Origin of the sequence: Agarivorans sp. 1_MG-2023 (assembly GCF_030548385.1) — a bacterium.
GTDB lineage: Bacteria > Pseudomonadota > Gammaproteobacteria > Enterobacterales > Celerinatantimonadaceae > Agarivorans.
In genome coordinates this window covers 97,733-110,380 of record NZ_JAUOSJ010000004.1, presented here as the reverse complement: position 1 = coordinate 110,380, position 12,648 = coordinate 97,733, and the positions used below count along the sequence as shown (strand labels likewise).

Below are 12,648 nucleotides of genomic sequence, written 5' to 3'. Positions count from 1 at the left end.
GGGCTTAAGTCAGCCCAGTAAGGATAAACCATGATAAGAACCTGGTTAAGCACCGACAAAGAAGCGCCTATTCACGGCGATGAGGCACAGATAAATACCTGGTTTGAGAGCACCGATAGCTGCATTTGGATCGACATAGATTTAAGCACCTTTAGCCAAGCCAAAGCGGAACAGTTACTCAAACGTTTTGCTTGCCACCCTTTGGCCATTGTTGATGTTTTTCGCTCTCGTCACCCACCCAAAATCGAGCTATTTGAAGAACAAATATTCATGCTGTATCGCGGTATTCAAAGCTGCTTAGGCGAGTTGCGGTTCGAGCATATGCAACTAGCCATGTTGGTAGGAAAAAACTACCTGATTACTTTGCACCAAGGGCAGTCACAAGGTATAGAAAACTTACTCACGCAGAACTTTCACAAGTATCTTCAGCACCCGCTCAGCTTAGCTAGCCGCATTATGCACAGTGCATCAACTTTGTATTTGAATCAGCTATTGGCATTTGAAGATCAACTCAGTGAGCTAGAAGAACAACTTAGCGATCATGGTGACGACCAGTTACTCAGCACTATTACTCGACAAAAGACCGACATATTGCGCTTAAATAGGATCTTTAATTACCACTTAAGCTTAAGCAAAAAGCTACTCAGCTTAGAGCAGGAACAAAGCCTAAACGGGATCGCTATCGATCAACCCGTACTGCAAGATTTGCACGAGCGCTTCGAACGTTTGCACAGCCTAAGCAGCATGTATTATGAAATATGCGGCGACCTTGTTGACGGCTACTTATCGATTAGCTCTCATAAGCTAAATAACACCATGCGAGTGTTAACCTTGATCACCGCCATCTTTGTCCCCTTAAGCTTTTTAGCCGGCATTTACGGCATGAATTTCGAGATAATCCCAGAGCTACACCACCCCAATGGCTACTTTATCTTAATCGGTGTGATGTTCACTATCGCACTAAGTTTGATTGGGCTATTTAAATGGAAGCGCTGGTTTTAAGCCTATTAGGCAACTAATAGAAACTACTGCGTCTTTATTCAGCACAAAGTGACAAACAAACTCGTGTTCATCATTGCCCCTACCTTGCAATAAATAACAAATTAGTTATTAAGACAGGTAAACTAGTGTCGTTAATTTCATGCACTTGTATTTACCCGCTTTGGAGATCGTAATGGATTGGATCGCTCTACTGGCCGCAGCAACAATAATTGCTAGCTTTATCTTTATCATTTATTTAAGCAATCGGCTCACTAATAAATGGTTTCGTTATGCGCTTAGGTTGCTCGCTGCGCCGTTAGCTCTGATGACGATTGTGATTTACACTCTGGCTTTTGATATGCCGCTTAAGTCATCTGAAAAAGCCGGAGCCTACTTATTATATTTGGCCATAACCCTAGGTGTCGTTTATCTATTTATGCGGCATAGAAAAAACTCAAAGGCGATAGCTGCTCAGCAAGCCTCGTAGAATACGAATTAGCAAACAACGGAATGATAATGAAACGATTAATCTTGGTCACCTCTCCGCCTGCCAGCGGAAAAACCTATATCTCTAAGCAATTAGCCAAAGCACTCAAGCACGTTGTTTACTTAGATAAAGACACACTTATCGTGTTATCTCATCAAATTTTTAAGCTGGCCAATGTGGAAGTAAACCGCAGTTCAGATTTCTTTGAAGAGCATATTCGCAACTACGAATATCAGGCTACCCTGGCCCTTGCTATGGAGGCATTAGATTACGACGATATCGTTTTAATTAATGCGCCATTTACCCGTGAGATAAGAGACACCGCTTACATCGATGAACTAAAAAAACAGTTGGTAGAGAAAAATGCTCGACTCACTGTGGTGTGGGTAGAAACCGATGTTGATGTAGTGAAACAGCGCATGATTGACCGAAACTCATCAAGAGATACTTGGAAATTAGAAAACTGGGATGAATACATTAAGGGAGTCGACTCTTCTGTTCCTCACTGTATTGATAACCCAGAAGTGGTTGACGACTTACTGTTATTTAAAAACTCTAATCAGCAGCAGTACCAGCAGTCGATGCAGGACATTCTTAAGGTGCTAGAAGCCAAATAACCTTGTACGACTAAACCTTTAAAAATGCTAACTTAATGCGAAAAGGCGAGCCTAAAAGATCCGCCTTTTTCTTGTTTAACGCAAATGCTAGTAAAACTAATTCAATGAAGACCTTATAATGCTAGATTCTGTGCTCACTATTCCACTTAGGTTTGATTGAGCGGTTTAGTTAACGCGCTGCTTCTCACCCCCTTCAGCGTAAAGGATTAATGTGATTTCGAAGTTACCCCGCTGGGTAGAATATGGTTCATTTGTATTGGCCCTTGTCGCTGGGCTAGTCAATGCAATTGGCTTATTAGGTTTTAAACACCAAGCTATTTCTCATTTATCAGGCACTGCCACACTGATTGGCACTGGTATCGTAAACTCAACACTGTCAGATTTACTGCACTTAAGCCTGGTAGTGGTTAGTTTTCTGGCGGGGTCGGCAATATCAGGATTTTTTCTTCGCAGTGGCTCGTTAAAGCTAGGGCGTAACTACAGCGGATTGCTCACGCTAGAAGCGTTTTTCTTGGTCGCCTCGGTGTTTTTGCTATCGCAAGATTCCATGCACGGGCACTACTTAGCCTCGGCCGCCTGTGGCCTACAAAATGCCTTAGCCACCACTTACAGTGGGGCGGTTATTCGCACTACCCACCTTACCGGCATCTTCACCGACTTAGGAATTATGTTTGGCGCAAAACTGCGTGGAGAAGCATTTGATAAACGCAAAGCGATGCTGTTTTTGATCATCATTTCTGGCTTTGTCGCGGGCGGAACGTTAGGAGCCTTATCTTTTAATACCTTACATTTTAAGGCACTGTTTATTCCCGCCAGTATTTGCTTATTACTCGCCGTTTCGTATTCAATTTACAGCGCAAGAGTCAGGCATAACTCTAATAATGCTCGATAGAAAAAGCCTTCACACCCAAGCAATTGTTGATGATTTTATGGCACCTGTTTGCGATGAGTCGGTGGATATTTTGTATCAAGACCAAGATATCTTGCTAATCAATAAACCCAGCGGTTTACTGAGTTTGTCGGGTAAAAATCCTCTCAACTGGGACTCCGTACATTATCGCTTAGTACATGGCCAAGCCGGAGTAAGCCCGGCTTTTCCTCAAGCATTATTACCCCACCGATTAGATTTAGGCACATCGGGCATTATGGTTGTTGGCTTACATGCAGCCGCCGCACAGCACCTTAACAAACAATTTCAAGCACGTACCATTCGCAAACGTTACCTAGCCATTGTAGAGGGCTGGCTAGAACAGGAGCAAGGGCAGATAAATCTCGCCATCGCTAAAGATAAGCGGCTCTTTCCTAAAGTAAAAATTTGCCTCAGTACTGGTAAAGCAGCTATTAGCCAATACACGGTATTAAAGCGTCTAGAGCACCCACGCAGAAGCGTAGTACAGTTTGAACCGCTCACAGGGCGCACTCATCAATTACGGATCCACAGCCATGCAATCGGCCACCCTATTCTTGGCTGTGATTTGTATAAGAGTAAAGACAGCCAACAGCTGTCTACACGTTTGCAATTGCACGCCAGCGACTTGTTCTTCGCTCATCCAAGTAGCGGTGACGAAATACATGCAAACAGCCCTAGCCCATTTTAACGAGTTGCTAAACGCCACAGAAATACAACAAGCCTTAACGACATTCAGCCAGTGTGAGTCGGCTAACTTAGCTCTAAACGTACTTTGTCTAACAAAGACATAGCCAGATCGTTATCGTAATAAGCCGCTTCATTGATAAAAGCGGGATACACGGTTTTGTTCCCCTCATAGCAAATATCTTCGCCAGTAAAGGTTCTAAAAATAGGGTCGCCGGGATTAATCGGCTGGTAGTCATTGTCTTGCACATTACTGTGTACAGTAGCAATACGTTCGCCCTGTTCATCTAGTGGCAGTTTAATGCTGTCGAGATATAAAAAGGCTTCTACAGAGTGAGGGAGTTCAGGTAACTGCTGTTGGTTATGCAAGTCAACAAAATCCAGAATATGGCCTGTCATGGTTTCCATTTGCTCAAGAATATCTTGGCGCAATACCGATTGCGGCTGCGGGCCCACTTCAATTAATACGCCGCGCCGCCCGCAACTGGCAAGGAATCGATGATTCGCCAAATCGTCTTCTGGTTCATCTAAAAATACCACTGTTTCCGGCATCAGCATTTTTACATAGGCCGCCAGCTGCAGATCAAAAGGAGTTTGATCCAACAAAATTAGCGTTGGCCCCATGTTTGAGGTGGTATTGTGCAAATCAATCACCAAATCCATGTTTGGATTAGTTTTAGGACCAAGCTGTTGATGCAGCACTTTAGCCCGAGATTGTTCGTAATTAGCTAAAGAAAAATCAGCTAATTCGCTGGCGCTAAACTGACGGTTTAAATCGGCATCAATATAGCGTTTGTTTTCGCCATAGGCTTTTGGATTAGCAAATACTGTTTCTACACTCAGGCTAGAACGGGCCAATAACTGCGGATGTTGTTGCCATTTCTTCAGCAAATAAATGCCGCTAAATTCGTTTCCGTGGGTACCGCCAACAATGGCGATATTGCTGATTTTAGACAAGCGAGGCATTCCTTTTAAGCATTGCAAACAGCCTTGAGCTTAAAAGGAAACGCGCCCTGACTCAAGCCAAAGCGCGGGCATTGTACTTACTCTTCTTGTTCTTGCTTGCTGATGCGGTAAGCCTTAGGGGTTAGCTCTAAATCTTTCTTAAATACCGCGTACATGTATTGCAGTGAAGGATAACCACATAGCTCGGCGATGTCTGAGGTAGATAGCTCGGTATTACGTAGCAAACTCATGGCTTGTTCAAGTTTGGCGCAGTGAATCTCTTGGTGCACAGAGTGACCAATATCATCCTTAAAACGCTTCTCAAGATTTGAACGTGACACTTTTACGTAGTCCAGCACTTGCTCTACCTTAATGCCCTTACAAGCGTTATGACGAATGAAGTGCATTGCTTGAATCACATAAGGGTCTTTTAGGGCTTTGTAATCGGTAGATTGACGTTCAATAACCTGCTCAGGGCCGACCAACTCACGTACTTTACGTAACTCTTGCCCCTGTAATTGGCGGTGCAGTAGCTTAGCGGCTTGGAAACCAATTTTACGACAGCCCTGCGCCACAGAACTTAAAGAAACACGGCTTAAGTGGCGAGTTAAGTCTTCGTCATCAATACCAATAATCGACACTTTATCGGGAACAATAATGCCTAAATGGTCACACACCTGCAGTAAGTGGCGAGCACGTGCATCAGATACCGCCACAATACCCACCGGTTTTGGCATTGATTGAATCCAATCTGCCAAACGGTTCATGGCGTATTGCCAAGACTCAGGCGTGGTTTCCATGCCACGATAAACGGCACATTCATAACCATCACTAGCAACCAACTGTTGGAAAATCGACTCTCGTTCCATCGCCCAGCGGTTGCCATCATTTGGCGGCATGCCGTAGTAAGCAAAGTATTCCAGCCCTTTGGCTTTTAAATGCTCGTAAGCAGAATTAACCAAGGCGCGGTTATCGGTAGCCACGTAAGGAAAATCAGGGTATTGGTCTGGGTTCTCATAAGAGCTGCCCACGGCCACAACGGGTACCCGCAAACCGGTAAGCGCTTGTTCTATTTCAGGGTCATCGAAATCGGCAATAATACCGTCGCCAACCCAGTGTTGTAGTTTGCTGATCCTGCAGCGAAAATCTTCTTCCAGAAAAATATCCCAATCACACTGCGAAGCCTGCAAGTAGTCACCGATGCCTTTAATAATTTGGCGGTCGTAGACCTTGTTAGCATTAAATAGCAGAGTAATTTTGAAACGTTTAGCAAACATGTGGGGCTCCTAAAGCACGGTGCCTATCTAGATTTAATTTAATATGTAAAAAAATAACCCTAAGCGCTACTGTGAAAAATCATAATGTGATTATGATCATGCACATTTCAAGCAAAACTGTGAACTCAGACACGTCGTGGAAAAACGCTATCACGCAAGCAATTTTCATAATTGAGTACCGTTTCCGATCCACGGCAGGATGAGGCAACAATTAAACATCTTTGCTGCCAACCAAAACACCTTTAACCAGGCCGAGCAGCCCGCGTCCAATTAAGGAACTACTTATGTATATCGGTATTGATTTAGGCACCTCTGGGGTAAAAGTTGTGCTTCTCGCTGAAAACGGTGACATTTTAAACCAAGCCAACGCAAGCTTAACGGTATCTCGTCCTGCGCCGCTATGGTCTGAGCAAGCCCCGCAAGATTGGTGGCAAGCCACTCAAGATGCGATGACCAGCTTAAGCAAGCAACACTCTTTAGCCCAAGTAAAAGCGATTGGTTTAAGCGGACAAATGCACGGTGCCACTTTACTTGATGCTAAAGGCGAAATTTTACGCCCTGCCATTTTGTGGAATGACGGGCGCAGCGCCGCTGAGTGTGAAGAAATTGAAGCCGCCGTGCCTAACTCTCGTAAGATAGTTGGCAACTTAATGATGCCTGGTTTTACTGCACCAAAACTACTATGGATTAAGCAAAACGAACCAGAGATTTTCGCCCAAGTAGACAAAGTATTGCTGCCAAAAGATTACTTACGTTACTTGTTGTCGGGCAACTTCGCCTCAGACATGTCAGATTCTGCCGGTACCATGTGGTTAGACGTTGCCAAGCGTGATTGGAGTGAAGAGATCTTAGCCGCTACCGGCTTAAGTCGGGCCAATATGCCAGAGCTATTTGAAGGCAGTGAAGTGACCGGTAACTTAAAACCTGAATTAGCCGAACGCTGGGGAATGCCAGCGGTACCACTAGTGGCGGGCGGTGGTGATAACGCTGCAGGTGCAGTGGGAGTGGGTATAACCAAACCTGGCCAAGCGATGTTGTCGCTAGGTACCTCGGGCGTTTACTTTGCGGTAAGTGACGGCTACCTAAGCAATCCTGAATCAGCACTACACAGCTTTTGTCATGCCTTACCCAATGCTTGGCACTCTATGTCGGTGATTCTGAGTGCTGCATCGTGTTTAGACTGGGTAGTCAACTTAACCGGTCAAGCTGACGTACCCAGCATGCTAGCCGCTGTAGAAGCCGCGCCAGAGAGTGATAACCCAGTATTCTTCTTGCCTTACTTATCGGGCGAGCGTACTCCACATAACAACCCAGAAGCCAAAGGTGTGTTCTTTGGTATGACTCACTCAACTGGGCCATTAGATTTATGCCGCGCGGTATTAGAAGGCGTGGCCTTTGCTTTTGCCGATGGCCTAGATGCTTTACATGCTACTGGCTTAAAACCCGATGAAATCACTTTAATTGGTGGCGGTGCACGCAGCCAGTTTTGGCGTCAAATGTTAGCCGATGTATTTGGCCAGAGCGTGAGTTACCGCTTAGGCGGCGAAGTAGGCCCAGCACTTGGAGCAGCACGTTTAGCCCAACTAGGTGTGGCTGAAAGCCCAGATTTAGATGTGATTTGCCCAGTACCAGAATTAGTAGAAGTGCATCAAGTCAATAGCCAGCGTCACGCTATGTACAGCAAACGTCGCGAAACATTCCAAGCACTTTACCCGGCTGTAGCGCCATTGTTTTAAAAGTTTATAAAAAATGAAAATTAGCCATAGCACAGCTATGGCTAATTTGATCCAACAGCGGTTAGCACATTCGATAGATCAGCATTTATCGAATGTGGTCACCTTAGCTGAATAAGCGTAGTAATACGGAAGATAAATACTATGGCAAGAAACAACCGCGTAGCATTGCTATTAAACGCGAACATGGCCTACGACCGTGGCATTATTACCGGCATATCATCATTTGTGAAAAATGGTGCGCCATGGAACCTGTTTATTGGCGAACAAAACTTGTTCTCAGTAGATGACTTTAATAAATGGCAAGGCGATGGGGTAATTGCTGATTTTGATCACCCGGAAATTCGTGACGCAATTAAGTCACGTAATATTCCAGTAGTTGGTATTTCTAGCAGCGAGATGGTTGCCAATACCATGCAAGACTACCCCGTAGTGATGTCTGACAATAAACAAATCATCAACATGGCGGCACGCTTTTTAAAAATGCGCCGCTATACCCACTTGGCATTTTGTGGTTACCCCAATCGCCCGTTTAACGATTGGTCGGCAAACCGCGAGCAACTGCTGCGCGACTGGTGTGAACGCAATCAATGCGCCTACAGCCAGTTTAGCGCCAAAGATAATATCGATACTTGGGACAGCGACTTACAGTGTTTATGTGATTGGCTAAGCCGTTTGCCTAAACCGGTGGGTATTATTGCCGCCAACGACGTACGCGCTCGCCAGCTCAGTTACGCTTGCCAACTGGCCAACATTAGCATCCCTGAAGATGTATCAATAATGGGCATTGATGACGACGAGCTAAACTGCACCTTAAGCTTGCCAACCCTGACTTCGGTTCGCCAAGGCACCCGCGCTATGGGCTACTTAGCCGCTTCATTATTACAACCATTAATGGATGGCAAAAACTTGGCTAAGCGCCACCATTACGTGCAACCTGAACGGGTTATTGGCCGCGACTCTACCGATTTCTTCCACTTTAAAGACAACTTAGTGCGTGGTGCTTTAAGCCTAATTCGCATTAATCAGGGCAATATTAAAGTCAAACAAATCTTAGCGGAGCTGGGCTGTTCACGTGGCGCAATTGATAACAAATTTCATGACGAATTAGGCATGTCATTGCATGCCTATTTACTCGATAGCCAGCTAAACCTAGCGCTAGAATTACTGGTAGATACCGAGCAAACCTTAAGTGAAATTGCCAAAGTAGTTGGCTTTAGTAGTCCTCAGTATTTGTCTTGTGCCATTAAGAAACGCTGGAATATGACGCCGGGCATGTTACGCGAGCAGAAAGGTGTAACAAACCGAGAGCTAGCTCCCCTTATTGAGGATGAAGGAGAAATACTAAAAGAGGCCTAGTTTCATCTACTTGGCATAAACCTTTAGTAACATTTAGTCATCAAAGCCAGTGAATAACTGGCTTTGACACAATTATTACTGGTCACTAATGGCGGTATGCAATAGCTAAGTTCGCCCTTAGCGCATCCAACAAATATGGTGAAGATCAAAAAAACATCATAGTGATTATTAAAACTCTGGGGCGAGGCCGCGTTTCTTTTTTCAACAAATCGGCGCACCATGCTGTGGAGTGTGACAAAACCATGAATCTTGTGCAGTAGATCCACCGAAAACGCCAAATAAAGCGTGATCTAGATCGGGACTGCGAAAATTCAACATTAGCGCTAAAAAAAGCGTAATTGCGCTCAAATGCCAGTCTGGCACTTTAATACGGACATGAAGCTTAGCTTGGTCATTGACCTTCAACCAATAATGAAGGCCCACCAAACAAGCCGCACATTTTGTTTTAACCACAAGGGTCTATACATCTTATGAGTTCTCTACTTACACAGCTAAAACAATACACCACGGTAGTTGCCGATACTGGCGATTTGGATACCATGCGTAAATTTTCACCAGAAGACGCAACCACTAACCCATCGTTAATTGTTAAGGCTCTAGGTTTGCCTGAGTACTCAAGCTTGCTAAAAGAAGTGGCTGATTGGGCTAAAACTCAATCAAACGTGCAAGCCGAGCAAATCGAAATGGCTGCCGACAAGCTGGTAGTCACCATTGGTTGTAAAGTGTTGGAATTAGTACCTGGCCGCATTTCTACTGAAGTAGATGCGCGTTTATCTTTTGATACCGAAGCCAGCATTGCTAAAGCACGCCGTTTAATCGAGCTTTACCAAGCGGCTGGCATTAGCAAAGAGCGCGTATTAATTAAACTGGCCTCTACTTGGCAGGGCATTCGTGCTGCTGAACAGTTAGAGAAAGAAGGCATTAACTGTAACCTAACCTTGTTGTTCTCATTTGCTCAAGCCCGTGCATGTGCTGAAGCAGGTGTATTCTTAATCTCTCCTTTTGTTGGCCGTATTTTAGATTGGTACAAAGCGAGCAACGCTGACGCAGATTACGCTGGCGCGAAAGACCCAGGCGTTATCTCTGTATCTGAAATTTACAGCTACTACAAAGACCATGGCTACAACACGGTAGTGATGGGTGCCAGCTTCCGTAACATTGGCGAAATCGTTGAACTAGCCGGTTGTGACCGTTTGACCATCGGTCCTGCACTACTTGAAGAGTTAGACCAAACTGAAGCGCAACTAGACGTGCGCCTTCAAGACAAAGGTGTTAGCCAAAACCGCCCTGCTCCAATGACCGAAGCAGAGTTCTTTTGGGCACACAACGAAGATGCAATGGCCACAGAGAAACTGGCTGAAGGTATTCGTGCCTTTGCCGTTGACCAAGTGAAATTAGACAAGATGCTAATCGAAGCGCTTGAAGCTTAAGAATTACTTAATATTAGGAAATTAAAGATGACTCACCCTCGTCAACAATATGCAAACGCTATTCGTGCTCTAAGCATGGATGGTGTACAACAAGCTAAATCAGGCCACCCTGGCGCACCGATGGGCATGGCTGACATTGCTGAAGTACTGTGGCGCGACCACTTAGCGCATAACCCAAGCAACCCAAGCTGGAGCAACCGCGACCGCTTTATTTTGTCTAACGGTCACGGCTCTATGTTGTTGTACTCGCTACTTCACCTTAGTGGCTACGCATTGCCGATTGAAGAACTAAAGAACTTCCGTCAATTGCATTCTAAAACACCAGGTCACCCAGAATACGGTTACGCACCAGGTGTTGAAACAACTACTGGTCCACTAGGCCAAGGTATTGCTAATGCCGTAGGTATGGCACTAGCAGAGAAAATGTTAGCGGCACAATTCAACCGTGACAACCACGATATTGTTGATCACTTCACCTACTCATTTATGGGCGACGGTTGTTTAATGGAAGGTATTTCTCACGAAGTATGTTCATTGGCTGGCACCCTAGGCTTAGGCAAGTTAATCGCCTTTTGGGATGACAACGGCATCTCTATTGATGGCCACGTTGAAGGTTGGTTCACCGACGATACACCAGCACGTTTTGAAGCTTACGGCTGGAACGTAATTCGTGATGTTGATGGCCATGATCCTGAGCAAATTAATGCTGCGATTGTAGCGGCTAAAGCCGACATCACTAAGCCTACGCTTATTTGTACTAAAACGGTGATTGGTTTTGGTTCTCCGAACAAGTCAGGTTCACATGACTGTCACGGCGCACCATTAGGTGACGAAGAAATTAAAGCAGCACGCGAGTTCTTAAACTGGCCACATGCTGCCTTTGACATTCCAGCAGACGTTTACCAAGCTTGGGACAACAAAGACAAAGGTAGTGAGCAAGAAAACACTTGGAACGACAAGTTTGCAGCCTACAAAAAAGCCTACCCTGAGCTGGCTTCTGAATATGCTCGCCGCGTAGAAGGTGAGCTACCAGAAAACTGGAAAGCAGAGACGCAAGCCTTATTACAGCGCCTACAAAATGAGCCTGCTAACATTGCTAGCCGCATGGCGTCTAAAAACACCCTAGACGTGATTGGTAAGATTTTGCCTGAATTGCTAGGTGGTTCAGCTGACTTAGCACCATCAAACCTTACCTTCCACGCAAGCTCTAAATCAGTGAGCGCAGAAGATGCATCAGGTAATTACTTACACTACGGTGTACGTGAATTTGGTATGTCGGCAATGCAAAATGGTATTGCTTTGCACGGCGGTTTTGTTCCTTACTCAGCCACCTTCTTAATGTTTATGGAATACGCGCGCAACGCGGTACGTATGGCAGCATTAATGAAGCAGCGTTCTATTTTTGTTTACACCCACGACTCGATTGGTTTGGGTGAAGATGGTCCAACTCACCAACCGATTGAGCAAGTGGCTAGCTTACGTTTAACACCCAACATGGAAACATGGCGCCCTTGTGACCAAGTAGAGTCTGCGGCTTCTTGGATTAACGCGGTAGAGCGTAGCGATGGCCCAAGTGCACTTATCTTCTCTCGTCAAAACTTGGCCCAGCAAAAGCGGAGCGGTGAGCAACTAGAATTAATTAACCGTGGGGCTTACGTGCTTAAAGATTGTGCTGGCACGCCAGAGCTTATCTTGATTGCGACGGGCTCTGAAGTTGAACTAGCTGTAGACGCAGCCGCTAAGCTGAGCGAGCAAGGCAAACAAGTTCGCGTAGTGTCTATGCCTTGTACCGAACGTTTCGACAAGCAAGATGCTGCTTACCGAGAGGCTGTATTACCTAAAGCAGTACGTGCTCGTGTAGCCGTTGAAGCACTTCAAGCTGGCTTCTGGGGCAAATACGTAGGCCTAGATGGCGTAACCGTAGGCATGACTACCTTTGGTGAGTCGGCACCTGCTGGCGAACTATTCAAGTTATTTGGCTTTACCGTAGAAAACGTAGTAGACCAAAGCTTGAGCTTACTAAACAGTTAATTCTACTGTTTGTACTAAGACTAAAAGCAACGCTCGTTAGCGTTGCTTTTTTGTTTTGTAAAACCGTCACTTAACTAATCACCCACCAAGTTCACAAAACACTTAAATAAGCCCTCAACAACTTTGCCACTCAAGCTATTTGCTAACTACGCTTACCAGTAATAATCACCGTAAATCACTATGATTTATCCATT

11 protein-coding genes are annotated in these 12,648 nt (G+C 45.2%); 9 read left to right on the top strand and 2 right to left on the bottom strand.

Going from position 1 to position 12,648, the window contains the following annotated elements:
- Positions 1-30: 30 nt before the first annotated feature.
- The 5 genes from Q4592_RS06905 to Q4592_RS06885 all read left to right on the top strand — a co-directional run bounded on the left by Q4592_RS06905 (position 31) and on the right by Q4592_RS06885 (position 3,683).
- Positions 31-1,002 carry a magnesium transporter CorA family protein gene (locus tag Q4592_RS06905; protein WP_303511475.1) on the top strand — a complete coding sequence of 324 codons (972 nt, stop codon included), beginning with the start codon at positions 31-33 and terminating at the stop codon, positions 1,000-1,002.
- Between the two features lie 172 nt (positions 1,003-1,174).
- Positions 1,175-1,468: a hypothetical protein gene (locus Q4592_RS06900; protein WP_303511473.1), complete on the top strand. Its 294-nt coding sequence runs from the start codon at positions 1,175-1,177 to the stop codon at positions 1,466-1,468.
- 29 nt (positions 1,469-1,497) lie between these two features.
- Positions 1,498-2,085 (top strand): AAA family ATPase, encoded by a 588-nt coding sequence (locus tag Q4592_RS06895; RefSeq protein ID WP_303511472.1) that lies wholly within the window; start codon positions 1,498-1,500, stop codon positions 2,083-2,085.
- A gap of 211 nt (positions 2,086-2,296) precedes the next feature.
- Positions 2,297-2,977 (top strand): YoaK family protein, encoded by a 681-nt coding sequence (locus Q4592_RS06890; protein ID WP_303511471.1) that lies wholly within the window; start codon positions 2,297-2,299, stop codon positions 2,975-2,977.
- Positions 2,967-3,683 carry an RluA family pseudouridine synthase gene (locus Q4592_RS06885; protein ID WP_303511470.1) on the top strand — a complete coding sequence of 239 codons (717 nt, stop codon included), beginning with the start codon at positions 2,967-2,969 and terminating at the stop codon, positions 3,681-3,683. The genes Q4592_RS06890 and Q4592_RS06885 overlap by 11 nt, the downstream gene beginning before the upstream one ends.
- 62 nt (positions 3,684-3,745) lie before the next feature.
- Here the strand turns inward: Q4592_RS06885 and Q4592_RS06880 are convergent, their stop codons facing one another.
- Both Q4592_RS06880 and Q4592_RS06875 read right to left on the bottom strand, forming a co-directional pair.
- A complete protein-coding gene (locus tag Q4592_RS06880) occupies positions 3,746-4,636 on the bottom strand; it encodes an aspartoacylase (RefSeq protein ID WP_303511467.1) in 891 nt (296 codons plus the stop codon).
- 86 nt (positions 4,637-4,722) lie between these two features.
- A complete protein-coding gene (locus tag Q4592_RS06875; RefSeq protein WP_137674086.1) occupies positions 4,723-5,901 on the bottom strand; it encodes a DNA-binding transcriptional regulator in 1,179 nt (392 codons plus the stop codon).
- A 284-nt stretch (positions 5,902-6,185) separates the two neighbouring features.
- Here Q4592_RS06875 and xylB point away from each other — a divergent pair, with 284 nt between their 5' ends.
- The 4 genes from xylB to tkt all read left to right on the top strand — a co-directional run bounded on the left by xylB (position 6,186) and on the right by tkt (position 12,454).
- Positions 6,186-7,637, top strand: coding sequence for a xylulokinase (gene xylB, locus Q4592_RS06870; protein WP_303511465.1), 1,452 nt, complete (start codon positions 6,186-6,188; stop codon positions 7,635-7,637).
- A 141-nt stretch (positions 7,638-7,778) separates the two neighbouring features.
- Positions 7,779-8,993 (top strand): XylR family transcriptional regulator, encoded by a 1,215-nt coding sequence (locus tag Q4592_RS06865; protein WP_303511463.1) that lies wholly within the window; start codon positions 7,779-7,781, stop codon positions 8,991-8,993.
- Positions 8,994-9,463: 470 nt separating this feature from the next.
- Positions 9,464-10,423, top strand: coding sequence for a transaldolase (gene tal / locus Q4592_RS06860; protein ID WP_303511461.1), 960 nt, complete (start codon positions 9,464-9,466; stop codon positions 10,421-10,423).
- Positions 10,424-10,450: 27 nt separating this feature from the next.
- On the top strand, positions 10,451-12,454 hold the full coding sequence (gene tkt / locus Q4592_RS06855; RefSeq protein WP_303511460.1) for a transketolase: 2,004 nt from the start codon (positions 10,451-10,453) through the stop codon (positions 12,452-12,454).
- The last annotated feature ends 194 nt before the right edge of the window (positions 12,455-12,648 follow it).